General features: G+C 50.3%; 26 protein-coding genes and 3 pseudogenes. 11 read left to right on the plus strand and 18 right to left on the minus strand.

Annotation, left to right across the window (positions count from 1 at the left end; translation table 11 throughout):
* Positions 1-238: 238 nt before the first annotated feature.
* Positions 239-556, plus strand: a complete 318-nt coding sequence (locus tag VU18_RS03055) for a hypothetical protein (protein WP_089135005.1) — start codon at positions 239-241, stop codon at positions 554-556.
* 124 nt (positions 557-680) lie between these two features.
* On the opposite strand, the gene VU18_RS03060 is transcribed toward VU18_RS03055, so the two are convergent.
* The 4 genes from VU18_RS03060 to VU18_RS03075 form a co-directional block, all read right to left on the minus strand.
* Positions 681-1184: a DUF1572 domain-containing protein gene (locus VU18_RS03060; protein WP_011230237.1), complete on the minus strand. Its 504-nt coding sequence runs from the start codon at positions 1182-1184 to the stop codon at positions 681-683.
* A 361-nt stretch (positions 1185-1545) separates the two neighbouring features.
* Complete coding sequence (locus VU18_RS03065) at positions 1546-2325, minus strand: ABC transporter permease (RefSeq protein ID WP_223812640.1); 780 nt, start codon at positions 2323-2325, stop codon at positions 1546-1548.
* 4 nt (positions 2326-2329) lie between these two features.
* A complete protein-coding gene (locus VU18_RS03070) occupies positions 2330-3055 on the minus strand; it encodes an ABC transporter ATP-binding protein (RefSeq protein WP_011230240.1) in 726 nt (241 codons plus the stop codon).
* Between the two features lie 415 nt (positions 3056-3470).
* A complete protein-coding gene (locus VU18_RS03075) occupies positions 3471-4850 on the minus strand; it encodes a PLP-dependent aminotransferase family protein (RefSeq protein WP_021322545.1) in 1380 nt (459 codons plus the stop codon).
* Between the two features lie 119 nt (positions 4851-4969).
* Between VU18_RS03075 and VU18_RS03080 the strand changes: the two genes are divergently transcribed.
* Genes VU18_RS03080 through VU18_RS03090 form a run of 3 tightly spaced genes read left to right on the plus strand, consistent with a single transcriptional unit; the run spans position 4970 to position 6979 of the window.
* On the plus strand, positions 4970-5578 hold the full coding sequence (locus VU18_RS03080; RefSeq protein WP_011230242.1) for an FMN-binding negative transcriptional regulator: 609 nt from the start codon (positions 4970-4972) through the stop codon (positions 5576-5578).
* 29 nt (positions 5579-5607) lie between these two features.
* Positions 5608-6249 carry a LysE family translocator gene (locus tag VU18_RS03085; protein ID WP_014195068.1) on the plus strand — a complete coding sequence of 214 codons (642 nt, stop codon included), beginning with the start codon at positions 5608-5610 and terminating at the stop codon, positions 6247-6249.
* A gap of 19 nt (positions 6250-6268) precedes the next feature.
* Entirely contained in the window at positions 6269-6979 is a 711-nt protein-coding gene (locus VU18_RS03090) for a B3/4 domain-containing protein (RefSeq protein ID WP_011230244.1), read from the plus strand.
* 321 nt (positions 6980-7300) lie between these two features.
* On the opposite strand, the gene VU18_RS03100 is transcribed toward VU18_RS03090, so the two are convergent.
* The gene (locus tag VU18_RS03100; protein WP_011230245.1) at positions 7301-7792 is read right to left on the minus strand and encodes a YajQ family cyclic di-GMP-binding protein; all 492 of its coding nucleotides are present in this window, start codon (positions 7790-7792) and stop codon (positions 7301-7303) included.
* A 202-nt stretch (positions 7793-7994) separates the two neighbouring features.
* Positions 7995-8126, minus strand: a complete 132-nt coding sequence (locus VU18_RS17180) for a DUF3941 domain-containing protein (RefSeq protein ID WP_008879040.1) — start codon at positions 8124-8126, stop codon at positions 7995-7997.
* A 237-nt stretch (positions 8127-8363) separates the two neighbouring features.
* Here VU18_RS17180 and VU18_RS03105 point away from each other — a divergent pair, with 237 nt between their 5' ends.
* Entirely contained in the window at positions 8364-9458 is a 1095-nt protein-coding gene (locus VU18_RS03105) for a Fic family protein (RefSeq protein WP_011230246.1), read from the plus strand.
* Between the two features lie 56 nt (positions 9459-9514).
* Here VU18_RS03105 and VU18_RS03110 read toward each other — a convergent pair whose 3' ends face one another.
* The 5 genes from VU18_RS03110 to VU18_RS03120 all read right to left on the minus strand — a co-directional run bounded on the left by VU18_RS03110 (position 9515) and on the right by VU18_RS03120 (position 12064).
* Complete coding sequence (locus VU18_RS03110; protein ID WP_020279201.1) at positions 9515-10378, minus strand: DegV family protein; 864 nt, start codon at positions 10376-10378, stop codon at positions 9515-9517.
* A gap of 178 nt (positions 10379-10556) precedes the next feature.
* Entirely contained in the window at positions 10557-10757 is a 201-nt protein-coding gene (locus VU18_RS03115; protein WP_014195081.1) for a DUF3813 domain-containing protein, read from the minus strand.
* 2 nt (positions 10758-10759) lie between these two features.
* A complete protein-coding gene (locus tag VU18_RS18300) occupies positions 10760-10912 on the minus strand; it encodes a hypothetical protein (protein WP_011230248.1) in 153 nt (50 codons plus the stop codon).
* A gap of 103 nt (positions 10913-11015) precedes the next feature.
* Positions 11016-11207 carry a hypothetical protein gene (locus VU18_RS19015; RefSeq protein ID WP_128082656.1) on the minus strand — a complete coding sequence of 64 codons (192 nt, stop codon included), beginning with the start codon at positions 11205-11207 and terminating at the stop codon, positions 11016-11018.
* 50 nt (positions 11208-11257) lie between these two features.
* Positions 11258-12064, minus strand: coding sequence for a Cof-type HAD-IIB family hydrolase (locus tag VU18_RS03120; RefSeq protein ID WP_021322547.1), 807 nt, complete (start codon positions 12062-12064; stop codon positions 11258-11260).
* 116 nt (positions 12065-12180) lie between these two features.
* Between VU18_RS03120 and VU18_RS03125 the strand changes: the two genes are divergently transcribed.
* From VU18_RS03125 to VU18_RS03140, 4 genes are all read left to right on the plus strand, one after another.
* A complete protein-coding gene (locus tag VU18_RS03125) occupies positions 12181-12948 on the plus strand; it encodes an alpha/beta fold hydrolase (RefSeq protein WP_011230250.1) in 768 nt (255 codons plus the stop codon).
* A 202-nt stretch (positions 12949-13150) separates the two neighbouring features.
* Complete coding sequence (locus tag VU18_RS03130) at positions 13151-13522, plus strand: metalloregulator ArsR/SmtB family transcription factor (protein WP_011230251.1); 372 nt, start codon at positions 13151-13153, stop codon at positions 13520-13522.
* Positions 13512-15638, plus strand: a complete 2127-nt coding sequence (locus VU18_RS03135; RefSeq protein ID WP_021322548.1) for a heavy metal translocating P-type ATPase — start codon at positions 13512-13514, stop codon at positions 15636-15638. Before VU18_RS03130 ends, VU18_RS03135 begins: the two co-directional genes overlap by 11 nt.
* Before the next feature lie 222 nt (positions 15639-15860).
* Positions 15861-16106: a hypothetical protein gene (locus VU18_RS03140; RefSeq protein ID WP_011230253.1), complete on the plus strand. Its 246-nt coding sequence runs from the start codon at positions 15861-15863 to the stop codon at positions 16104-16106.
* Between the two features lie 97 nt (positions 16107-16203).
* On the opposite strand, the gene VU18_RS03145 is transcribed toward VU18_RS03140, so the two are convergent.
* From VU18_RS03145 to VU18_RS03170, 6 genes are all read right to left on the minus strand, one after another.
* Positions 16204-16950, minus strand: coding sequence for a Fic family protein (locus VU18_RS03145; protein ID WP_011230254.1), 747 nt, complete (start codon positions 16948-16950; stop codon positions 16204-16206).
* A 193-nt stretch (positions 16951-17143) separates the two neighbouring features.
* Positions 17144-17446 (minus strand): metal-sulfur cluster assembly factor, encoded by a 303-nt coding sequence (locus VU18_RS03150; protein WP_011230255.1) that lies wholly within the window; start codon positions 17444-17446, stop codon positions 17144-17146.
* Between the two features lie 22 nt (positions 17447-17468).
* Positions 17469-18719 (minus strand): membrane protein, encoded by a 1251-nt coding sequence (locus tag VU18_RS03155; RefSeq protein WP_020279206.1) that lies wholly within the window; start codon positions 18717-18719, stop codon positions 17469-17471.
* The gene (locus VU18_RS03160; RefSeq protein WP_013146125.1) at positions 18716-18925 is read right to left on the minus strand and encodes a DUF2249 domain-containing protein; all 210 of its coding nucleotides are present in this window, start codon (positions 18923-18925) and stop codon (positions 18716-18718) included. The genes VU18_RS03155 and VU18_RS03160 overlap by 4 nt, the downstream gene beginning before the upstream one ends.
* Before the next feature lie 3 nt (positions 18926-18928).
* A complete protein-coding gene (locus VU18_RS03165) occupies positions 18929-19162 on the minus strand; it encodes a DUF2249 domain-containing protein (protein ID WP_021322551.1) in 234 nt (77 codons plus the stop codon).
* A 236-nt stretch (positions 19163-19398) separates the two neighbouring features.
* The gene (locus tag VU18_RS03170; RefSeq protein WP_011230259.1) at positions 19399-20091 is read right to left on the minus strand and encodes a Crp/Fnr family transcriptional regulator; all 693 of its coding nucleotides are present in this window, start codon (positions 20089-20091) and stop codon (positions 19399-19401) included.
* A gap of 232 nt (positions 20092-20323) precedes the next feature.
* Here VU18_RS03170 and VU18_RS19020 point away from each other — a divergent pair.
* Together VU18_RS19020 and VU18_RS03175 are read left to right on the plus strand one after the other, a co-directional pair.
* Positions 20324-20666: pseudogene (locus VU18_RS19020) on the plus strand (nitric-oxide reductase large subunit); the annotation flags it as partial.
* A gap of 1 nt (position 20667) precedes the next feature.
* Positions 20668-22687, plus strand: a pseudogene (locus VU18_RS03175) (nitric-oxide reductase large subunit); the annotation flags it as partial.
* Positions 22688-23018: 331 nt separating this feature from the next.
* Here VU18_RS03175 and VU18_RS03185 read toward each other — a convergent pair.
* Positions 23019-23273: pseudogene (locus tag VU18_RS03185) on the minus strand (hypothetical protein); the annotation flags it as partial.

The following is a 23273-nucleotide window of genomic DNA, read 5'->3' on the forward strand; positions in this document are numbered from 1 at the left end:
ATGACCGGTAAAAACGAAAAGTGTTAAAGCTTTACATTGCATCTATACAATCAGAGCAGGCGCCGCCCTCTGCAATAGGGAGATGGGCGCCTGCTTGGCGTTTGCGTAAAGGGTTGCGCCGCTTCCCTAGCGCGCGGGAACGAAGAAGCCCATGGGCGGCTTCACATACAAGAAGGGATCGGACGCAGGGAAGAAGAATAGAAAGACATGATATGATGAAAAAGAGGAGGTGGGAACGTTGCCCAATCATTTGCCTATGGAAGAAAATGTGATGGATATGCTCATCGGCGGCTTTTCGGTTGTGATGTTGATCGCGGTTGCGACAATCGTTTTTCTTTGGCGAAGGAATCGAGAGGGGCGGGCGTTTCTGTGGATATTGGCCCATTTCTTGTTGCTGTCTCTGGCTGTTTCATTTGCGCTGAAGGCGATTTCCTTTGATCTTACCCATGTGCAGGCATCCGAAGAAATCTCCCTCCTTCTTGGCAAGGCGGGGCTGGCGTGGGGAGTGGGGATGGTTTGTTTGTTGGTCGGCATTGTGAAACTTTCCAGACGATGACCACGATTTAGATCGGTATGATTGTAGAGAAACGCCAAGCTGCAAAAAAAAGCCATCCGCCTTTATCGACTGACGGTTCTGAGGGGCGGATGGCGTTTGCATGATCATTCGAATCAGAAGCTGCTTATGTTGTTTTTCGATTTCTTGGTATGGTCAGTGTTTTCCAGTTGTTTGCGTTCAGCTGTTTCGCGATATAGACGATTTGCCCGATATGATACGAATAATGGTACATTTGCCGCTCAATGGCTTCGATGACGGAATGGGGTTCGCCGCGGATCGTGACTGTCCGCAACAAATCCGTTTCTTGCAGTTCGTTCAGCGTCTGAAAGAAAGCAGACCACCCCTTTTCCCAGCAAGCCAGCACTTCTTTGCGCGTATGGAAGTCGTTGATAAACTCATCATCGCGGTTTCGGTCCGGTTTTTCCCCATCCGACGACAAAAAGTCTGTCCAGCGCGACACCATATTTCCGCTCATATGTTTGACAATGATGGCGATGCTGTTGGCCTCCTCATGAAAGCAATGGAACAGCTGTTCCTCCGAACATTGGTCCATAGCCCGTTCGGCGGTCTTTTTCATGTCAACAAAGCGTGCGCGCACCACTCGCAAATATTCTTGGCCGATGTTCATTCACACACCTCCGTCAAAGAAATGCCATCTCTTTTATTCGCCGTCGATGCTGTGATTTCTTTCTATGTGACGGCAAAAAGCAAAAAAAGCAACGCCTTGGGCGGACATGACTATGGGTCATGTTTTCGAAGCAGGCGAGTGAATAATCAGATCATAGCGGCACTCTTCTTTGCCCGTGTTCATAAATTGATGTTCGCAGGCGGCGTTGTAAATAAAGAGAGTCCCCTTCACGAAAGACGTCCGTGTTATGAAAACTCCTTTGCTTTCCCTGAGTGCGGAGGATTCATTCGGCATGGTCGCGAAAACATCCTCTCGATTTTCGCCGAAAGGGTGCGAAATGTGAGGGATAACGTCCGCTCTTTTATACGTAGCTTCCGATTTTTCCGTTTTTTCTCGCCCAATGCCATTGTTGCTTCAAGACTAATGAGCCCATGGCCAGCCATAATAGCGAGATGCCGAGAGCAGGAAAGAATACGGGCCATCCTTCATTCACTCCTTGCACGGCCCAAGAAAGGGGAGAAAAGTAGTTGAGAATATGAAAGGCTGTCGGCAATAAATTTGAAGATAGAAAAAAACCTGAGAAGATTAATAAATAATAAAGCAGCACCTCGGTAACGGCTCCGACTTGTTTTAAGCGAAGGGACAGTCCTAAAATGAACACACCGATTCCCGTCATCCCGATTAGGCTTACGCCGCCAAATACGACGATCTCCGTTATCATGGATAATATTCCCGAGAGAATTTCGGAAAATCCAATCATCAAAGCCGCACAGATGAAAAAGAGCACTACCCACACGGATGATAATGCGATTTCCGCGATCACTACGCCCATTAAAACTTGCCATGGGGGAGTCTTGGTGGAAAGTACCTGCTCTGCCGTGCCGAGATACGCTTCCTCGATCACCGTGTTGCCGAGCTTTGAGATCAAATGAGCGCTTAAGTACCAAAGGCTGAAACCGAACAGTTTGAGCGTCGCTTCCTTTCCGGTTTGTATCGGGCTTGCGTACAGCGTACCGAGAAAAAAGACAAATTTAATGATAAGGCCAACGGTAAAATCGAACCAATACCGACGATACTCTGCCCTTTTTTTCAAAAAGGAAGCCAATACTACATTCAAGATTTGCAGGGGCAACCGACTCACCTCCTTAGACGGATAGGTTGGAACGAATAGCGGCCAAAAAATGAGTTTCAAGGTCGGCTGGAGTTGAAAAATGTTCTTTCGTGCCGCTCCAAACGATTTTTCCGCCTTGAATAAAGACAAACTTATTTCCAACGGCGTGGGCAAAAGGAATGTCGTGGGTGGTGATGAGAACGGCTTTCCACCATTGGTTTTCTTCCGTTAACATGGTTCGGATATGATGTTGCGACTCAACATCAAGGCCAAGAGTTGGCTCATCAAGGAACAAAAACGGCGCTCCTTTCATTAAGGCGATCGCAAATGCCAGTTTTTGTTTCATCCCACGTGAAAGGGTTTGGGTAAGACGCTCAGCGTATGGGGTTAGATTCAACACGGCCATCATTCGTTCGGCTCTTCGTTTTGCTTCAGCACGACTCCATTTGTTCAGCAAGCCGAAGTATAAGAGATTTTCCAAAACAGTTAAATAAGAATAGGAGTTGTCAGCTTCTTCAAATACGACCGCAATCGACTCGCGCGCTTCATCTGGATGGCGGACAACATCTACTCCATTGACATAGATGCTGCCGCTGTCTGGTGCAGTAAGCCCGATGATGCATCTTATTAAAGTAGTTTTTCCGGCTCCATTCGGCCCTAAAAGAATAAGTCGATCCCCTTCAACCAGTTCAAGGGAAACATTATGTAATACTTGGCGGTTTGGCGGATAGATTTTGTTTACGTCTTGCACGGCAATCATTTTTTTCTACCCTTTCCATTTAATAAGCTAGGGTGGTCTTGAAAAATCTTGAGGACCACCCGAAAGGATTATTACCAACTCGCTGGGACTTGAGACGGAGCATGTTTTAGTATGTCGTCACTTGTTGGAATAGGAGGGACCACAGTAAGAGAACCATGTCCTTCCAGTCGATAGAAAAGCTCTGTAGAAATACTGGTAGAAAATTCAATAGCTATATCAATTTTGCACCACATATTAAATGGTCTATGATTTTTTCCACCCATATTCTCTTTCCCCTTTAGTGTATTATACAAAAAAACAAAAAAATGTAAATATTTAAAATTAACGTGACATTAGAAACCGATCAAAAATACACGCCAAGACAGGGATTCCGTGAGCTTGTGTAAAAAGAGGGGCGTTTTCCGTGAAGTCGTCGTCAACACCATGCTTTTTTGAGCAGTTTTACTCCAAGCTCAATATCCTCGAGCGACAAGCCGCTAAAACCGAGCTTGATCATGGGTCGGTCTGGCCGTTGGTTCACAAAATAGCGCGAAGTGGGATACACTTTTACCCCACACGATAGGGCGCGTTGAAGTAGCTGTTCTTCTGAACAATCGGAATGAACTTTGATTAACACGTATAAACCGGACTGTTCGCCAATAATGGAGATCATATCCCCAAATGCTTTTCGCAGTAGTGATGTTAAATGCTCCATTTTTCGTTTGTACACGAGGCGCATGCGTTTAATATGGCGGCCCCATTCCCCCTCCTCCATAAATTTGGCCATCGCCAATTGGCTGAGGATGGACGCAGTGCTTTCGAAAAGGCGAAACTGCTGCTGATAACGGTACAAAAGCGACGGCGGCAACACCATGTAGCTTAAGCGAATCCCAGGCAGAAACGATTTTGAGAAATTGCCCAGATAAATGACTTTTGTGGAATCAATGGAAGCAAGAGCAGGAAACGGCTTTTGCGTGTAACGGAATTCGCTGTCGTAATCGTCCTCGATAATATAGCCATCGACGTTGTTCACCCATTGAATGAGCCTGTGCCGTTGCTGGATCGGCATGCTGACTCCCATCGGGCTTTGATGTGAAGGGGTGACATAGATGAGCCGCGATCGCCTGTTCTCGAGCGGTGAAAGATCGATGACGGTTTCGGAAACAGGCACCGTTTCCAGCTGAAAGCGGTGAAACAAAAACGCTTCTCTGGCGCCGTCATAACCAGGGTCTTCGACGATCACGCTGTTGAATTCATCTTTTAGAATATAGCCAAGGGAGAGAAGCATTTGCTGCGTGCTGCTTCCGATGATGATGGCGTTTGGCTCTGTGATCACCCCGCGGGATTCGAGAAGGTAGATGGCGATTTGCTTGCGCAAGCATAATTCCCCAAACGGATCCCCATAGCGGAAACATCCTTTGGCCGTCAATACTTGATTGGAAATTCTTCTCCATGCTTTAACGGGAAAATGATCGGCATCGACGGTATCGGCGCGAAAATCGACAACAACGGACGTTGCTGCTTCCCTTGCCGATTGGCGTGCAGAAATGCGGGCTTTTGGAATGAAAAGAGGTTCCACTTCATTGGCAAAATACCCTTTTCGTTTTTCCACGCGAATATATCCTTCCGCTACCAGCTGTTCGTAAGCCATTAAAGTTGTGTTCCGGCTGACATTCAATGATTCGGCGAGTTGGCGAATGGAAGGTAGCGGCTCATTGGCTTGAATGTCGCCTTGTTCAATCAATGATTTCAATTTTTCGTAGATTTGCTTGTATTTAGGCGAGCCGTCCTTCAAGTCAAAAATGATCGTCTTCATGTTCATCCTCCTGACATGTTTATTTTTTTGTTATTGTCACTTTTTTTATGTCAGTTTTGATTATATTATACATTGTGAAGAATGGAATGCTGTAATTGAAAAGATGGGGGAGAGGACTGATGTATATTCCGAAGCATTTTGCCATCAACGATATGTCTGTCGTCTATGAGGTGATCGAGGAGAACAGTTTTGCCACCTTGGTGTCGATGCATCAAGGGGAGCTGTTTGCTACCCATTTGCCGCTGTTGCTCGATCGGGAGAAAACGTGTTTGTACGGCCATTTTGCCCGTTCTAATCCGCAATGGAACGACATTCAACGTCAGACGGTCTTGGCGATTTTCCACGGTCCGCATTGTTATATTTCTCCTTCCTGGTATGAAACGAACCAGGCGGTGCCAACATGGAATTATGTGAATGTCCATGTGTACGGGAACGTGGAGTTGATCGACGATGAAGAAGAAATCATGCAGTCGCTGCACGATATGGTAGAAAAATACGAAGCGCCGGGCAGCCGTTACCAGCTGTCAGAGGTCGATGCCGGGATGCTGTCCGGCATGAACAAAGGAATTCAAGCCTTCAAAATCATCATCAAGCGAATCGAGGGAAAAGCCAAGTTAAGCCAAAATCATCCTGCATACCGACAAGAACGGATCATCAAGCAACTCGAGCAAATGCCATTTGAAAACGAAAAGCGAATCGCTTCCCTGATGAAAAAGCAACAGCAGTGAAATAGAAAATGAAGGAGTGAGATGTGAGGATGGGGCTTTCGACGATCGGTGTGTTTATAGTGGCAGCCGCGGCACTGCTCATCGTCCCCGGACCGGCGGTATTGTACATTGTGTCTAGAAGCATCGGTCAAGGAACGAAAGCAGGAGTTGTAGCGGTGTTTGGCGTGGCATTGGGTGGCGCTGTCCATGTTGTCCTTGGAGCCGTGGGCGTTTCCGCGATTTTGATGACATCGGCGGCTGCCTTTACGATGATCAAATATTTAGGAGCCGTTTATCTTATCTATTTGGGAGGCAAAACGTTATTTTTTGCTTCCACCAAGGATGAGGAAATCCCGAACACGAAGGCCAAGGAGAAAACATTGGCGCAAGTGTTTTACGAATCTCTATTTGTCGAAGTGACCAATCCAAAAACAGCGCTCTTTTTTCTTGCCTTTTTTCCGCAATTTATTTCGCCTTCTGCTGGATTGGTGGCTGGTCAATTTTTGCTTTTAGGGGCGATATTTGTTGTTCTCGCCTTGCTAAATGACAGCTTGTACGCCATGTTGGCCGCGGGCATCCGCAAACGGCTGGCTGCCAAGAAAGGAAGCATGAAGGTGATGAACCGGGTGGCGGGCTGTTGCTATATCTTGTTAGGACTATTCTCCGCCTTGGCGAGCCCTTCAAAACCGTAAGAGAATGGAGGAGTGGATGATGACACGTTTTGTTGTTGAAGACGATGTTTGGGCCATATTTCCCCACGCCAAAATCGGTGTGGTCGTTGCCCAAGGGATTGACAACGGCATCAAGAATGCCAGCGTTTACGAACAAATGCTGCGAGAGGCGGAGAAAGAGGCGCGGAAATTCCTGGAGTTTGAAGAATTGAGCCGCAACCCCGTCATCGTTGTTTGGCGAGAGGCGTTTCGGCGATTCAAAACGAAAAAAGGGGCGCGTTGTTCGGTTGAAGCGCTGCTGAAACGAGTGAAAAACGGTCAGCACATCCGAACGATCAACCCGCTTGTGGATATTTATAATTCTGTTTCATTGCGTTACGGGCTTCCATGCGGAGGGGAGGATATCGACACGTTTGTCGGCGACATCCGGCTGGCGCTGGCGGATGGTCATGAACCGTTCATCCCGTTGGGAGGCGAGGAAAACGACCCGCCGTATGAAGGAGAAATCGTGTATAAAGATGACGTGGGCGCCATATGCCGCTGCTGGAATTGGCGGGAAGCCCAACGAACGATGCTCACCGAACAGACGAAGCACGCCTTCCTTTGCATCGAATCGATTGATGAAACAAGGAATGAGGTTCTTTACCAAGCGCTGGAAGAATTGGCTTCCTCCATACGCCGTCATCTCGGGGGCACAGTGAAGACGCACATCGTGGATATTCACCATCCAGAAATATCGATAACGGATTAAGGACCATTTTATCCGTCTTGCTTTAATTGCTGCGGCGCTTGGCCGCTCCGGTGGGGAAGGAGAAGCGATGCGACTCGCCGAGCCGATTGTCGACATGGCACTCGCCTTCATTGTGTTTGGTGTGCTCGTTGGGCGGTGGTTAGCATGTAGAGGCCGCCTGCTTACTTCAGTACCTGATATCATGCGCTCGCTTTTCCCAAAAGATGAGCTGTTTTTTTCTTGCTATAAGAATTATAGGGAGCTTGCCAGCTGGCTTCTCCTTCAAATTTTCTATCGTTCTGCTTGTAAAACAAAAAGCGGATGGAGGCTTGCCTCATCCGCTTATCGATAATTCACAAACTGCACCTCAATCGGCAAATCCGCTTCGCGAATGGCGGCGATCACCTTTTGCAAGTCGTCTTTGCTTTTGCCGCTGACGCGAATTTGGTCATCTTGCACTTGGCTTTTCACTTTCAAGCCGGTGTTCTTGATGATCGTGGTGATTTTTTTCGCGTTTTCTTTGTCGATCCCTTGGACAAGCTTGGCGCGCTGGCGCACTGTGCCGCCTGCGGCCGGCTCGATTTTGCCGTATTGGATGTTTTTCGTCGCCACCCCGCGTTTAATGAGCTTGCCGATGAGCACATCTTTCAGCTGCTCAAGCTTAAACTCGTCGTCGGAGATGAGAACGAGCTCGTCTTTCTCGAGCGAAATGTCGCTTTTGCTTCCTTTGAAGTCGTAGCGCGTTTTGATTTCTTTCATGGCGATGTTAATGGCGTTCGCCACTTCCGACAAATCGACTTTGGATACGATATCAAACGAACTTTCTTTCGACATACGTGACCTCCCGGGCGTGTGATNTACTTTCATTATAGAAAAAGGTGGGAGGAAAGACAACAATGATCAAAGGGGCAAGAAGGTTAGTTTCGTCCTTTATCCGGAAGAGGCCGGCATGTAGCACCATGCTGAAAGCGGGACTTGATGCAGGGGGAACAATGTGAAAAAGGCGGTGTTTCGGCCGCCTTTTTTGTCATTTTGCTCACAAATGATCCGTCTTCTTCGAATACGCGAACTTCCCGGCTTCGCGGTTTTTCTCGCGCATCATGTTTTTCTCATGGCGCTTCGCTTGGTTGTCGCGCGCTTTTTTGTCATTGTCGCTTGTGTTTGGCATCGGCAGCCCCCTCCTTTTGTTTCGATCGTCCATCATTAGTATGCGGTAAATGGAAATGAACTATATGGAAATAGGGGAAGGTAGTTTGTGGAAAGATAAATTGAGAATTTTTCTTAACAAATGGTTCGCTTCAGAGTATAATTAAGTACAAAAATAGAGATAAATGTTTGTAATAGGGTAGATATAGGTGTTTAACGATCATTTTTTATCTAAAATGTTCGTAAAGGGGAATGAAAAATGAAACGAAAACCGTTTGTCCCCTTCAAGCTTCCTCTTAGCGAAGATGTCGTGAATCAAATGCGTTTTCTTCGCGAATTGATCGAAGCGAATAAGGCGATGGTTGAGTATCAAACGATGCTGCGGCATTCAAAGCTGCATCCGCGATTTCTGCTCAGGCCGATCATGCTGAAGGAGGCGGTGCAGTCGACGAAAATTGAAGGGACACAAGTGACATTGGATGAAGTGATGGAGACTGAAGCACAAAGCAGAAAAGCGAACAGCGATGTGCGAGAAGCATTAAACTATTATGAAGCATTAGTGGCAGGGATGGATGCGCTGAAAGAGATCCCGATTTCGACTCGGTTGTTTAAGCAGTTGCATCGAATTTTGTTGTCAAACGATGTACGCGGATCCCATCGGTCGCCAGGGGAATTCCGAAGGGTGCAAAATTTCCTCGGTCCGGAAGGATGCACGATTGAAACAGCCGCTTACATTCCTCCGGAGCCGCATCTTGTCAATGAGTATATGTCAAATTTAGAGAAATACATTCATGAACCGAACGATGATTATGATGAATTAGTGAGAGTAGCCATAATTCATGCGCAGTTCGAAACGATTCATCCGTTTCTGGACGGAAACGGTCGGATTGGAAGAATTTTGATTCCGCTCTATTTGTATAGTAAGGGTGTCATCGATTACCCGAACTTTTTTGTCAGCGATGTGCTTGAACGGGATAAGCACAAGTATTACCGCTATTTGAATGATACCCGCTACAAAGGCGACTGGACGCAATGGATTCAGTTTTTCTTGCAATGCGTCCATTTACAAGCGAAACAAAATGTTCGATTGATTCAAAAAGTAAACGATTTGTATGAAGAGGATTTGGAAAAGGCAAGTGCGCTTGTGAACAGCCATAATATTCGAACCGTTGTCAATGTCATGTTCCAGCACCCGATTTTTACCGCGAACATGATGGCGGAGTTGACCGGTTTGCCGGAAGCGACGGTTCGGCGCTATTTGAATCGGTTTGAGGAACAGCAACTCATTTTCTCGGATGGCCGGATGCGGTCCAAAACGTACTACTACTACAACCTTCTTGATCAACTTCGGTGATGAGGACAGGCGCCTGTGTTGTGCAGGCGCCCGTGTTTTGTCCGGCGGGAAAGGCGTCAGATCTCAATATATTTGTTCAGAAAAAAGAGGGCAATCGTCCCCGGTCCGGCGTGTGCGCCGATGGCGCTGCCGATGTCGGAGAGGAAAAAGCGCGTGCAGCCGTGCGTTTCTTCGATCATTTGTTTCAGCTCCAAGGCGGTTTCTTCGTCATCGGCATGGCTGATGCCGATCGTTTGCTTTTGCAGATCGTCGCCGCGCTCGCCCATCAACTCGACCATGCGCTTTAACACTTTTTTTCGCCCGCGCCATTTTTCGAGCGGAATAAGCGCCCCGTCTTCGACATGGAGAAGCGGTTTAATGTTCAGCAGCCCGCCGAACGCCGCGGCGGCTTTACTGATGCGGCCGCCGCGCGCCAAGTAATCCAAGTTGTCAACGGTGAAAATGTGTTCCATATGGCGGCAATACGCCTCGATCGTTTCACAAAGCAAGTTGTACGGTGTGTTTTGTTTCGCCAGCTCGACTGCCTTCATGACGGCGAGCCCTTGGCCAAGAGAGGCACATTTCGAGTCGATGATCGTCAGGCGAAATTCCGGATATTCATCAAGCAGCTCGCTGCGGACGGCCATCGCCGTTTGGTATGTACCGGATAATTTCGATGAAAAGGCAATGTAAAGGCATGGCCGGTTTTCTTTGGCATACGGCAAAAACAGCTCCTTCATCGCCAGTGGGCTTGGCTGTGCCGTTTTCACCGTATGCCCTTGGCGCATGGCGTCATATACTTGCTTCGGCTCGATCGTGATGCCGTCTTCGTAATCTTGGCCGTTCCAATGAACGACAAGCGGCAAAAAGGCGATTTGATGCTCGCGGATGTACGACTGCGGCAAATCGGCTCCGCTGTCGGTGATGATTTGAATGGGCATGGTTCGTCCCCCTTTTTGTGAACAAAAATGAATATAGTATAGCCGCATCGAATGAACGGACGATTTTGGCCGGTGAACAGCGATTCATTATCTTCTCTTAGTGTAGCGGTTTTTCGGACGGAATACAATGGAAAATCTCGAGCGGGCGAAAGAAACAGCTGCGGGAAACCGCAGCCGTTTAGTGGGTGAGCTCATCAAGCTCGGCTTGAAATTGACGCAACTGCGCTTTTTCCGCCGTGTTGGAATGCGCATAGGCAGATGACAAGGCGTTTTTGGCGATGGCAATGGCGCGGTCGACGTTCATGTCGATTTCGCCGTTAGCCGCTTGTTTGGCCTGCGCGACCGCTTTGCGCGCCTCTTGGAACAGGCGGTTGCCCATCGCTACGCTCCTCCAAGCGACGTTTCCATCGCTTTTTCCGCTTTGCGCGCTTCCGCCTCGGCGTACGTTAAATGATAAGGGATTCGCTTGTCATGCCGTTCAACCGCATCGACGCTTTGTTGGACGAAACGCTTCGATTTGTTTCGTTTGCCCATGACGGATTCCCCCTTTAAAATATGAAGACGCGCGTTGCGTCACGTATAGTGTAACCGCACGGGGGGAACAGTAGTAAGGAAATTCGTTACAACACAAGTCGCTCTACAAAGCGGCGAGGCGGTTGGAGCAAGGCGAAAAGAGAAGCATCAGCCAGCGTTTAGATTGTAGGAAGCAGATAAGGCTGGTGATGGAACGCGGAAAACGCTCCAGCAAAGCGTTCGCCAACGGAGCAGCATCGAAACAGTTCTTTTTTCTGTTCATGAACATTTTGGAGAAACGCGCTTTTTCATCCATCTTAATCGACGGCGCCAAAAAAGGCGGCTCGGAAGCCGCCGCGATGGAAACTACAAACGAAGCAAATCCTGCAAATATACACCGACGCCGTCTTCTTCATTGGTTTTTGCCACATCGTCGGCAATGGTTTTCAACGGTTCGATGGCGTTGCCCATCGCAACACCGAGACCGGCCCAGTCGATCATCTCGAGGTCGTTGTCTTCATCGCCAAAAGCAATGACGCGCTCCCTTGGGATGCCAAAATAGTCGGCGACTTGTTTTAAGCCTGCAGCCTTATGGACGCCATGGCGGATGATTTCAATGACATGCCACGGTTCGCTCCAGCGCCGTTGGTGGATGACGTTGGCGTATACATTCGCTAAGTGTGATTGAATCCGCTCGATATGATCATCGTCCGTGTACACGAGCACGCTCGTCGGATCTTTGCCGAGCGAGCGGCGCAAATCACCGATTTCCACGGTCGGGTTGCCAAGGCGGACGATGTCAAGCAACACCTCGTCATGTTGGTGGAAATAGACATCGTCTAACACTTCGGCCATCATATTCTTGATTCCATAGGATTCGCTGATTTCAACAATGTCTTTGACGATCGCAAGCGGCAGCGGGTAATGGTGCATGCCCCACGACGGCTGGCGCGGATGGTGGACAAACGCGCCGTTGAAATTGACGATCGGCGTTGCAAGGCCAAGTTCTTCGTAGTACATGGAGCTTGCCCGGTACGGGCGGCCGGTGGCGATGACAACAAAATGGCCGGCGTCGATGGCGCGGCGGATGACGTCTTTGGTAAATGGAGAAATCGTTTTATCCTCTTTGAGCAACGTTCCATCCAAATCCAACGCGATTAAATACGGCTTCATGTCCGACTCCTTTGCCCTCGTTATTCTTTACACTACATAGTGTAACTCTTTTCCAAAATCGCTGTCCATATGGTAAACTATACAGCGATGGAAAAAGAAAAGGGGTTTGTGCAACCATGGTGATCATTGAACAGGAACAGTTGGCCGGCGTGCCGGTTCTTCACGTTGTCAAGCCGGAAAAGCGGGACGAACGGCTGCCGCTGATTTTCTTTATCCACGGCTTTACGAGCGCCAAAGAACATAATTTGCATTTCGGCTACTTGCTCGCCGAGGCGGGCTACCGCGCTGTGCTTCCCGACGCGCTGTTTCACGGTGAACGGGACGAAGGCTTGAGCGAACGGAAATTGCAGCTGTCGTTTTGGGACATTGTTGTGCGCACGATCACCGAAATCGAGGAGATGAAAAACGACCTTGTAAGCCGCGGGCTGGCTGACCGAGAACGGATTGGGCTCGCTGGGACATCGATGGGCGGAATCGTCACGTTCGGCGCGCTCGCCGTCTATCCGTGGGTGAGGGCGGCGGTGGCGCTCATGGGCTGCCCGAACTACAGCGCCTTTTTTGATGAGATGATTGAAGAAGGAAAGCGGCGCCAAATCGACATTCCGCTGCCGCCGACGCTGCTTGCGCTCGAAAAAGAAAAGCTCGCCCGCTACGATTTATCCAAGCAGCCGGAAAAACTCGACGGCCGGCCGCTGTTCATCTGGCACGGGAAAGCCGACCAAGTCGTCCCGTATGCTTATACATATGAGTTTTACAAGCAAATTAAACCACTTTATGAAGGAAACGAAGACCGGCTGCAATTCATCGCTGACCCGCACGCCGGCCATAAAGTGACGCGTGAAGCGTTTTTGGAGACGGTGCGCTGGTTTCGCGAGCATGTGTAAGCAAAATCGGCAATGAGGAAACGAACATGTTTGTGGTCAGCTAAAGCGTGCTTCACAAGAGGGAATCCGCCTTTTAAAAACAAAAAAGGCGGATTTTTCGTTTGAACACATTTTTTATTCAAATGAATATTTGAATATAAGGGGGAGATATGCTATTCTATATTCAAACGAATATTTGAATATTGACAAGGAGCGAGAAGGAATGCACCGTCATGATGTGTGCGACGTTTACTGTTATGACGAAGAGAAGGTCGAGCGGGTTCAGCGGCGGCTTCGTGATGAAAACATTGCCGCGATCGTGCCGTTTTTCAAGGCGCTTGCCGACGAAAATCGGGCGAAGATCGTGTATGCGCTTTGCGGTGAAGAGGAGTTGTGCGTCTGTGACCTAGCGAACGTCATTGGTGCGACGGTGGCGACGACATCGCATCATTTGCGCATCTTGTACAAACAAGGAATCGTGAAATACCGGAAAGAGGGAAAACTTGCCTTTTACTCACTGGATGATGACCATATCCGCGAGCTGCTGCTTGTCGCGCTCGCCCATCGGAAAGAGGGGGACGGCCGTGGGGAATGAACAAACATTGGATCGGCTCGAGGCAAAAACATACCACGTGCAAGGACTGACGTGCACAAACTGCGCAGCTAAGTTTGAGCAAAACGTGAAATCCTTGCCCGGCGTGAAAGAGGCGAAAGTGAATTTCGGAGCCGCCAAGCTCACCGTTTGGGGCGAGGCGACGATTGATGAACTTGAGCAAGCGGGGGCGTTTGAACAGTTGACCATTTGTGAAGAACGCGAACGCCCGGCCAGGCGGGAGCCGTTTTGGAAGAAGAAAGAGAACAGGAACGTCCTTGTCTCTGCTGTATTGCTTCTGATTGGCATTGCGGCCGATGCGGCGTACAAGGGGATGCTGGCGATTGCGATGTATTTGGCGGCGATCGTGATCGGCGGCTACTCCCTGTTCTGGACGGGGCTCCGGAATCTGGCCCGCTGGCAGTTTGATATGAAAACATTAATGACGATCGCTATTCTCGGTGCGGCGGCGATCGGCGAATGGCAAGAGGGAGCAGTCGTTGTCATTTTATTTGCCATCAGCGAAGCGCTCGAGAGCTACTCGATGGATCGAGCACGGCGGTCGATCGCCTCGTTGATGGAGATGGCGCCCGCTGCAGCGACGATTCGGCGCGGTGCGGAGGAGGTGACCGTTCCGGTCGAAGACGTTCGCGTCGGGGATGTCATGATCGTCAAGCCGGGTGGAAAAATCGCTTTGGACGGCATTGTCATAAGCGGCGCCTCCACAGTGAATGAAGCGGCGATCACCGGCGAAAGTCTGCCGGTGGAAAAAGCAGTGGGGGATGCAGTGTTTGCCGGGACGCTGAATGGAGAAGGATTCCTCGAAGTTGAAGTGACAAAGCGGGCGGATGAAACGACATTGGCGAAAATGATTGATCTTGTAGAAGAGGCGCAAGCGGAGCGGGCGCCGTCGCAAGCGTTCGTCGACCGGTTTGCTCGCTATTATACGCCGTTTATTATCGTGACCGCGCTTCTGATCGCCATCGTTCCGCCGCTCGTGATGGGCGGGGAGTGGCTTGATTGGATTTACCGCGGTCTTGCCGTTCTTGTCATCGGCTGCCCGTGCGCGCTCGTCATCTCCACCCCGGTGGCGATTGTGACGGCCATCGGAAACGCGGCTCGGCGCGGCGTGCTCATCAAAGGCGGCGTGCATCTCGAACAAATCGGCCGGCTGCGTGCCGTTGCCTTTGATAAAACCGGGACGTTGACGAAAGGGAAACCAGCCGTGACCGATGTCGTCGTGTATGAAGGAACACGTGAGCAGCTGTTGGCCATCGCCGCCGCCATCGAAAAACGGTCGCAGCACCCTTTGGCTTCTGCCATCGTCCGCAAAGCGGAAGAAGAGGGAGCACCGTTTCTTGATGTGGCCGTCGAGGAGTTTCAATCGCTCACCGGCCAAGGAGTGAAGGCGGTGATTGCGGGGAACACGTACTATATCGGCAGCCCCGCTTTGTTTACCAGTTGGATCGGGAAGTTGCCCGATGAAGCGGAAAAGCAAATCTCTGCCTTTCGGGACGAAGGAAAAACCGTGATGGCCGTCGGCACGGCCGATCGGCTGTTGGGGCTTGTCGCCGCGGCCGATCAACTGCGGCCGTCCGCCCCGGAAACGGTTGCCGCGCTGCGGCGCCTTGGGGTGGCGGAAGTGGTGATGGTGACGGGCGACCACGAGCAAACCGCACAGGCCATCGGCCGTCAAGCGGGCGTATCCGATATTCGCGCCGAGCTCCTTCCGGAACAGAAGCTGGCGGCGATCCGCGAGCTGAAAGAACGTTGCGGCATGACCGCCATGGTCGGCGACGGGGTGAATGACGCCCCTGCCTTGGCCGCGGCCGATATTGGTGTGGCGATGGGCGGGGCGGGAACGGATGCCGCCTTGGAAACAGCCGATGTTGTGCTCATGGCCGACGATTTGCGCCAGCTGCCGTACACCGTCCACCTTGGGCGCCGAACGCTTGCCGTCATCCGGCAAAACATCGCCGTCGCCTTAGGGCTTAAAGTGCTGGCACTCGTGGCCGCCGTCCCGGGCTGGCTCACCCTTTGGCTCGCGGTGTTCGCCGATATGGGCGCGACGCTGCTAGTGACACTCAACAGCATGCGCCTATTGCGGGTGAAGGAATGAGACGGGGCTGCGGGCAGCGAGATACATCGTCCAACTTAGAAGAAGTGCATTTGTCCTCTCTCATGAAATGCGTGGAAAATATGGGTGCTTTCTGACGATGAGAGACGGTATAATGAAGAGGAAAACATCACAGCTGATTAGGTTGAATGTTTGGGGATAGCGGCTGTTGGATGGAACCATCGTTTTGGTCTGTTCATGAAAATCGTGGGGAAGAGGGGCGTCATGAAGGGATCTCGAAAAGAAGAGAGGCATGAAACGCAACGGACAGAAGAGATTCAACGGATGGATGACCGGGTGTTTTCGCCGGCCGAAGAGTTGGATCGGATCGCCGCGGGAGGGGCGATGAAGCGGGAAGCCCTCGATTGGCGAGGATTTCCCCGGTGGATTCGATATGTCGGATACATCGCCTTCGCCTTTTTTGTCATCGTTCCTTTGATGGCATGGTTGTGGAACGTGTTGCTTGAATAGCCGATCAAACGCCAACCGGAGGCGGGTCTCATGGAGGAGAAAAACAAACGACACGGAAATGCCCGTTGTTCCGTGTCGTTTTGTTTGCGCTCTGTTGTTAATCCTCCATCCCTAAAGCGTACAAGTAATGGCGCAAGCTTTCTTCGACACATGCGGCGATCAGTTGAATGAACGGAGTGACCTCACCTTTGACGCTCGCTTTTTCCAACGCTTCGTAATACTTCCGGCGCTGTTCCGGGTTTGCTTTCACAATAGCGGGCGGATAGCCATGCTGCATTAAAATGAAATTCATCATTAAGCGGGCGGTTCGTCCGTTTCCGTCAGCAAATGGATGAATGTATACGAGCTGAAAATGGAAACGAGCCGCCAGTTCGATTGGATGAAGAGCATGTTGATTCGTTTCATACCAAGAAAACAATTGATTCATTTCATCTTGTATATGCAAAAAGTGAGGGGGGGTGTACGAGCTGCCGGAAATGCGCACATTGTATGTTCGATATTTCCCGGCATTTTCATTGTCAATGCTCTTTAATACTAAATAATGGACCTGTTTCAACACGTGCTCAGTCAAATGTTCTTTGTTTGCGACTAACTCTTCAATAAAGTCAATCGCCTCCGCATGGTTAATAGCTTCCAAATGTTCCTTAAGCCGTTTCCCGCCAATGGTAATCCCTTCTTCTATGACTAGCTTTGTTTCCAGCAAGGTTAACGTATTGCCTTCGATGGCGTTCGAATGGTACGTCCATTCGATCCGAAATGATTCCCGCAAGTTTTTCACCAACCCTGGAGGCAAAGGGCGCAACGCATCCAACCGTTGTTTCAGCTCGTCGATTTTGGCAAACATCGCTCTCACCTCTTGGTATATGATTCGCGGCCTCGATTCGTTTTTCCTTTAAATAGCCAAGCGATGGCTCTCGTTTTTTCTATTATGATACAAAAATAAAGGGCGGGGAGTGTTCAGCAGTTGCAGAACAATGAAACAACCGCCCGCCCAACACGGGCGAACGGCGAAAAGGGGATGGAAAAAGTGGAGTGTTTCAAGAAAAATGCCCAAGCTGCCGGAGCGCTTCTTCGCTCATTCGCTCCGGCGTCCATGGCGGGTTCCATGTCACTTGGACGCGCACGTCACGGATGCCGTCAATGTGCTCAAGCGCCCGTTTGACGCCGCCGGCGATCGAGTCGTGAAGCGGGCAGCCGGGGGTCGTGAGCGTCATCAGGACATTGATATGCCCATCTTCGATTTTTAAGTCATAAATCAACCCTAAATCGACGACGTTAATGCCGAGCTCCGGATCAAGGACCGTTTTCAGCTGTTGAATGGCAAGTTCGCGGACATCCATCGTTCTTTTCCTCCTCATTCGCTTATTTTCGGAAGACCGTTAAAATCGTTCCGGCAAAGGCAACGCTTAATCCAGCCAACAGCACTTGAGTGATGGCGAACAGCGGCACGCTCGCGACAGCAAGCGCAACGGCCGCCAGCGCGAGGGCGATGAGCCATAGGCGGCATTGGACGGTGACGGCTCGCTCATTCATCATTTGTTTTAACGTCGGCACGTTTTGTTGGCCGACTTTTTCGCTGTAGCGATGCGTCCACCATAAAAACGGCACGATTTTGAACAAATAGCCGACGATGCTGAAGAGAATCCAGCCGACAATGAATAGATAAACAATGATGCCAAGCAGCCGTCCGCTGCCGACGACGATGGCGACAAAGGCGGCAACGTGCAGCACAAGGCCGATGACGATGGCCGAAAGCGAAAAGCGGAACGGGCGGTCAAGCGTTTTTTTCATCCGCTTTTGCAAAATGGCGCGGATATGCCAGGCGAAAACAACGAATCCGCTCATGAGCAAGGCTGCACCGGCTGCAAGCCATGCGTGGCTTCGCAAGAATAAGCTGGCGAACGCCACAGCAATCCCGCTGATGTACAGCGCATAGACGTAACGCGCCGGCCGCAGCGAAAAGCCGTGGGCGAGCGAGAACATCGGCGCCATTTTGTACGAAAAGCCTATGATGAGCAGTGTGAACCAGCCGCACAGCCCGAACAGCACATGCAAGCCGAACACCGTTTCATGACTGTTGGCGCCTGTGGCGGCGAAAAAGTGAAAGGCAAGCAGCCCTCCGGCGGCGCCCGTCAGCAGCAAAAACAACAAGGAAGTCGCGACAAACAGCGTCATGATCGTTTTGTTTTTTTGTTGTTTTAATGTCATCGCCATTTGCCAGACAAACAGCACGATGCCGAACAGCAGAAGCAAGCCAGGGAGAAACGCCTGGTTTGGCGTAAACGCTAAACTGGCGGCAAAGGCGACGATGCCGAGAGCGGTGATCGCAAACTGCCAAAAACCGAGCCGCTCGCTCCAAATCGGCGTCAAAAAGGCGACCGGAACGAGCTGGTACATCGCCCCCATGGCCGTCATCAATGCAAAGCCAAGCAACGCCAGGTGGGCCGCCGCCCACACGAACGGCAGCCGGAACGCGCCGCTGCTAAGTGAGGGAATCGCTCCAAGCAACATAAGCTGCGACGCGGCGAACGCCAACACGGCGAACATGATAAACGAGAACGGAAGACGGACGTCTGTTTCCGTCCCCGTGCGAGTAGGAAACACGTTGCTCATCCTTTCGTAATGCGGATTTCAAAACTGCCGTCTTCACGTGCGACCGTCTCGTGCCGGTAGCCAAGCTCGTCAAGCTGCTCGTACAAAAACATCGGGCGGCGATCGTTAATGATCGTCAGCGTCTCCCCAGGATTCAGCTTAGCGAGGGCAGCGAGCGTCCGCATCATCGGCTGCGGCGGCTCGAGTCCGCGGTTATCGAGGATCATCGGTCATCCCCCCTGCTTCACAAACGTTACTTTCCAATGTTTTTTTTCGATTTGTTCCACTTCGTACGCAAATCCTTTTGCTTTCATAATTGGAAACAACGGCAACGGCTTGAACGGGGCGTGTAAAATGAACGTATCGCCCGGCTGCAGCGGCTTGATGGCGTTCATAATTTTTTCAAACGGCTCACGTTTCTGCCGCAAATCTTCGCGTACATCGAGTTCAATCGTCACACCCATGCGCTTTCCCTCCTTTTTGACTATCATGATAATCATTTTCACTGTGGAATGTTGTGATATAGCTCACATCTTTCGGCCGAAACATGACATATTCCACTTTGGAANAAAGGTTTCGTTTTCGTTTGAAAGGGCGGAATAGCATGTTCCAGAAAGATGGGCTTGTCGAAATGTTTGAAAGGAAACCCCATCAGCTCCATTGCGCATCCTGACCGGTGCCGGACGATGGGGAAAAGGAGTTAGAAAAAGATTTCTTGTTCGAGCCCTTCGCGGTCAATCAAATAAAAGCCGTGTTCGTCGACGTCAATCAGCCCTTTCCGTTTCAGTTGGCTCAACGTGCGGCTCACCGTTTCCCGGGCGGTGCCGATCATGTTGGCCAGCTCGCGGTTTGTCACATGGGCGGTGAGACGGTGCCACTTCCCTTGTTTGACGGCGTTCGTGCGCGTCAGCCGCAACAAAAGCAACACGATTTGTTCGTACGTATTGTGGAGCACTTGCGCTTCGAGCCGGTTTTGCAAATCAACGATTTTTTCGCCCATGACGCGAAACAGTTTTATGCAAAGTTCAGGGCTCGCCATCAGCACTTGTTCGAAATCGTGGATCGGGATCGCGATCAATGTCGCTTCCTCGACCACTTCGGCGTGGGCCGGATAGGTGCCTTTTAAGAAAAAGCCGGCATGCGGAAACATTTCTCCCGTCTGCAAAATCGAAACGATTTGTTCTTTCCCGCTGAAGTCCGTTTTATAAATTTTTACCGTGCCGGAATGAATGAAATAGACTCGCTCGAGCGGGTCGCCTTGCATAAAGACAAACGTCCGCGGCTTGTAAACGCGCACGTGGGAAATGGCAACCAGCGAATCAAGCTCGTAATCGGACAGTTCACGAAACAACGGAACAGCTTTTAAGCGGTCTTTCATCCAATGGTTCGCCATGGCGTTCTCTCCTTTGGAAATGTGACAAAAGTGTGGCGGCTGTCAACAGAGCATCAATGCTTTTCTCTTTTTGAACATCCGCGCCGTTTGGCCTTTTCTGCCTTCATTGTATACATTCTCACGCCATAAAGCTGTGATATAAATCATAACGGACATTTGCCCCGGCTCACANACCGCCGAACGATCAGCGCGCTACAATGGGGGCGAACAAACGAGAAGGAGGTTGGCTCATATGGAAGTTCATCGATCCGTTCGCCCCAACATGCGGCCGGGGCGGCAAACGACCAACAGTTTTCTCAAATCGATTCTCATTTTCACTATTGTGATCAGCTTTACCGTCCTGCTTGTCGGCGGATATTGGATTTTTAAAGAAATGGCGCCGAGGCCGAAGGAAGTGCGCAGTGAAGACGGCCAAGTGTTGATGACGAAAGAAACGATCATCGGCGGGCAGGCCGTCTTCCAAAAATACGGGCTGATGGATTACGGAACCGTGCTTGGGCATGGGTCGTATATGGGGCCGGACTATACGGCGGAAGCGTTGAAAATTTATACGGAAGGCATGCAAGATTACAAAGNAAAAGAGCGGTATCACAAACCGTTTGCCGATTTAACCGCCGATGAGAAAACGATCATCCGCGAACAAGTCATCAAGGAAATGCGAAAAAATCGCTACAACCCGGTTACGGATGTTCTCGTCCTGACAGATGCGCAAGTATACGGGTTGGAAAAAGTGCGCGACTATTACCGCGACGTGTTCACCAATGGCGATGGTTGGGGATTGAAAAAAGGATTGATCAAAGAAAGCGACATGCCAAAATCAGGCCGTGCTTGGGTCGCGGACGGCGACCAAATCAAGCAAATTGCCGACTTTTTCTTCTGGACCGCTTGGCTGTCAAGCACGCCAAGACTTGGCGACCACATCACCTATACGAACAACTGGCCGTACTATGAGGACGCCGGCAATACGATGTCGTTTTCCGCGGTATGGTGGAGCGGCGCGAGCGTCACGATTTTGATTTTGTTCATCGGGATCATTTTGTATGTGTTCCACCGCTATCAGTTAAGCATGCAAGAAGCGTATGCAGAAGGGAAGTTTCCAGTCATCGATTTGCGGCGGCAGCCGCTGACTCCGTCGCAAGTGAAAGCGGGCAAATATTTCGTCGTTGTATCGGCGCTCTTTTTCGTCCAAACGATGTTCGGGGCGCTGCTCGCCCACTACTATACAGAACCAGACAGCTTCTTTGGCATCAAATGGATCCATGACCTATTGCCGTTTAACATCGCCAAAGGGTATCATTTGCAGCTGGCGATTTTCTGGATTGCGACCGCATGGCTTGGCATGGGGATTTTCATCGCCCCGCTTGTCGGTGGGCAAGAACCGAAAAAGCAAGGGCTGCTTGTTGATTTGCTCTTCTGGGCGCTTGTCGTCCTTGTCGGCGGCAGCATGATCGGCCAATGGCTCGGCGTCAACGGCTACTTAGGGAACAGCTGGTTCTTGTTTGGCCACCAAGGTTGGGAATACATCGAACTTGGCCGCGTTTGGCAAATTATTCTAGTCGTCGGCATGCTGCTTTGGCTGGTCATCGTCTTCCGCGGCGTCAAACGCGGGCTGAAGCAAGAAAGCGACAAAGGCGGGCTCATCCACTTGCTGTTTTATTCGGCCATCGCCGTTCCGTTCTTTTACATCTTCGCGTTCTTTATCGAGCCGGATACGAACTTTACGATGGCTGACTTCTGGCGCTGGTGGATCATCCACTTATGGGTGGAAGGCATTTTCGAGGTGTTTGCTGTTGTCGTCATCGGGTTCTTGCTCGTACAAATGAGATTGGTGACGAAAAAATCGACGGTCAGAGCGCTCTACTTCCAATTTACGATTTTATTGGGCAGCGGTGTGATCGGCATCGGCCACCACTATTATTACAACGGTTCGCCGGAAGTATGGATCGCTCTTGGCGCGGTGTTCTCGGCGCTCGAGGTCATTCCGCTTACGCTCCTTATTTTAGAAGCGTACGAACAATATAAAATGATGCGCGACGGCGGGGTCAACTTCCCGTATAAGGCCACATTCTGGTTCTTGATCTCCACAGCGATCTGGAACTTGGTCGGCGCAGGGGTGCTCGGCTTTCTGATCAACTTGCCGGCGGTCAGCTACTTTGAACACGGGCAATTCTTAACGCCGGCTCACGGCCACGGAGCGATGATGGGCGTGTATGGCATGTTTGCGATCGCCGTGCTCCTTTACTCGCTGCGCAACATTGTCAAACCAGAGGCGTGGAATGACAAATGGCTGAAGTTCTCATGCTGGATGTTAAACATTGGATTGGCCGGCATGATCGCCATCACGCTGCTTCCGGTCGGGATTTTGCAAATTAAGGAAGCGTTTGTCAATGGCTATTGGGCGTCGCGTTCACCTTCGTTCTTACAACAAGATATCGTCCAAAACTTGCTGCTTGTCCGCTTTGTTCCGGATACGATCTTTTTGATCGGCGTCGCCGCCTTGCTTGTCTTTGCCATCAAAGCGATGTTCCATTTGCGCAAACCAACTCACGGCGAAGGGGAAGAGCTGTCGGTGGCGAATTTGGCGGAGGAAGAATAACAAAAACGGGCTGACCCAAAACGCGAATGCGTTTTGGGATTAGCCCGTTTTTACACGAAATAATATAGAAGAGAATCGTTCGTTTTCTGGCAGAATAGAGTCACCATAAACCACTATCACCGAAAAAGGAGCGATTCTTTTATGACACATCATCATATTTTTGAAGAGTGTACCGTGGATCACCTCACGTTGCCAAGCGATATCATTCCATTGGATCATATGGCTCATGTAGTTTACGAAATCGCCAAGCGCATTCCGATGGAGACGTTTCTTCCTTACTATAAAAGGCGGCCACACCTAAGAAAGGTAGGGAGGGATGCTCTCTCCTTGCTTATGGTGCCTTAATAAGACGAATGCTGGAAATTGCTGCTTCTTGTTCAATCGAACGCCTAGAAAGAAGATCTAAAATCCGTTCGTGCTTTTCCATGTTTTGTTCTATTTTCTTAACGATTTCATTTGTTTCAAGCACTGCTTGTTGGACGAAAACAAACTCTTGCTTCGTGACCATATTGGCTTTGACATGATCTAATTCTTTCATTAGGTTGTTCTTTACGTCCTCAAGCTCCTGTTTGGTAGCCATGTTGGC

This window comes from Geobacillus sp. ZGt-1 (assembly GCF_001026865.1).
Classification (GTDB): Bacteria; Bacillota; Bacilli; order Bacillales; family Anoxybacillaceae; genus Geobacillus; species Geobacillus thermoleovorans.

Excerpts from the sequence above, each read along its gene's own strand:
- VU18_RS03060 (WP_011230237.1), bottom strand. The coding sequence starts at position 1,184 with ATGAACATCGGCCAAGAATATTTGCGAGTGGTGCGCGCACGCTTTGTT.
- VU18_RS03070 (WP_011230240.1), bottom strand. The coding sequence starts at position 3,055 with ATGATTGCCGTGCAAGACGTAAACAAAATCTATCCGCCAAACCGCCAA.
- VU18_RS03075 (WP_021322545.1), bottom strand. The coding sequence starts at position 4,850 with ATGAAGACGATCATTTTTGACTTGAAGGACGGCTCGCCTAAATACAAG.
- VU18_RS03080 (WP_011230242.1), top strand. The coding sequence starts at position 4,970 with ATGTATATTCCGAAGCATTTTGCCATCAACGATATGTCTGTCGTCTAT.
- VU18_RS03085 (WP_014195068.1), top strand. The coding sequence starts at position 5,608 with ATGGGGCTTTCGACGATCGGTGTGTTTATAGTGGCAGCCGCGGCACTG.
- VU18_RS03090 (WP_011230244.1), top strand. The coding sequence starts at position 6,269 with ATGACACGTTTTGTTGTTGAAGACGATGTTTGGGCCATATTTCCCCAC.
- VU18_RS03100 (WP_011230245.1), bottom strand. The coding sequence starts at position 7,792 with ATGTCGAAAGAAAGTTCGTTTGATATCGTATCCAAAGTCGATTTGTCG.
- VU18_RS17180 (WP_008879040.1), bottom strand. The coding sequence starts at position 8,126 with ATGCCAAACACAAGCGACAATGACAAAAAAGCGCGCGACAACCAAGCG.
- VU18_RS03105 (WP_011230246.1), top strand. The coding sequence starts at position 8,364 with ATGAAACGAAAACCGTTTGTCCCCTTCAAGCTTCCTCTTAGCGAAGAT.
- VU18_RS03110 (WP_020279201.1), bottom strand. The coding sequence starts at position 10,378 with ATGCCCATTCAAATCATCACCGACAGCGGAGCCGATTTGCCGCAGTCG.
- VU18_RS03115 (WP_014195081.1), bottom strand. The coding sequence starts at position 10,757 with ATGGGCAACCGCCTGTTCCAAGAGGCGCGCAAAGCGGTCGCGCAGGCC.
- VU18_RS18300 (WP_011230248.1), bottom strand. The coding sequence starts at position 10,912 with ATGGGCAAACGAAACAAATCGAAGCGTTTCGTCCAACAAAGCGTCGAT.
- VU18_RS19015 (WP_128082656.1), bottom strand. The coding sequence starts at position 11,207 with ATGGATGAAAAAGCGCGTTTCTCCAAAATGTTCATGAACAGAAAAAAG.
- VU18_RS03120 (WP_021322547.1), bottom strand. The coding sequence starts at position 12,064 with ATGAAGCCGTATTTAATCGCGTTGGATTTGGATGGAACGTTGCTCAAA.
- VU18_RS03125 (WP_011230250.1), top strand. The coding sequence starts at position 12,181 with ATGGTGATCATTGAACAGGAACAGTTGGCCGGCGTGCCGGTTCTTCAC.
- VU18_RS03130 (WP_011230251.1), top strand. The coding sequence starts at position 13,151 with ATGCACCGTCATGATGTGTGCGACGTTTACTGTTATGACGAAGAGAAG.
- VU18_RS03140 (WP_011230253.1), top strand. The coding sequence starts at position 15,861 with ATGAAGGGATCTCGAAAAGAAGAGAGGCATGAAACGCAACGGACAGAA.
- VU18_RS03145 (WP_011230254.1), bottom strand. The coding sequence starts at position 16,950 with ATGTTTGCCAAAATCGACGAGCTGAAACAACGGTTGGATGCGTTGCGC.
- VU18_RS03150 (WP_011230255.1), bottom strand. The coding sequence starts at position 17,446 with ATGGATGTCCGCGAACTTGCCATTCAACAGCTGAAAACGGTCCTTGAT.
- VU18_RS03155 (WP_020279206.1), bottom strand. The coding sequence starts at position 18,719 with ATGAGCAACGTGTTTCCTACTCGCACGGGGACGGAAACAGACGTCCGT.
- VU18_RS03160 (WP_013146125.1), bottom strand. The coding sequence starts at position 18,925 with ATGATCCTCGATAACCGCGGACTCGAGCCGCCGCAGCCGATGATGCGG.
- VU18_RS03165 (WP_021322551.1), bottom strand. The coding sequence starts at position 19,162 with ATGGGTGTGACGATTGAACTCGATGTACGCGAAGATTTGCGGCAGAAA.
- VU18_RS03170 (WP_011230259.1), bottom strand. The coding sequence starts at position 20,091 with ATGGCGAACCATTGGATGAAAGACCGCTTAAAAGCTGTTCCGTTGTTT.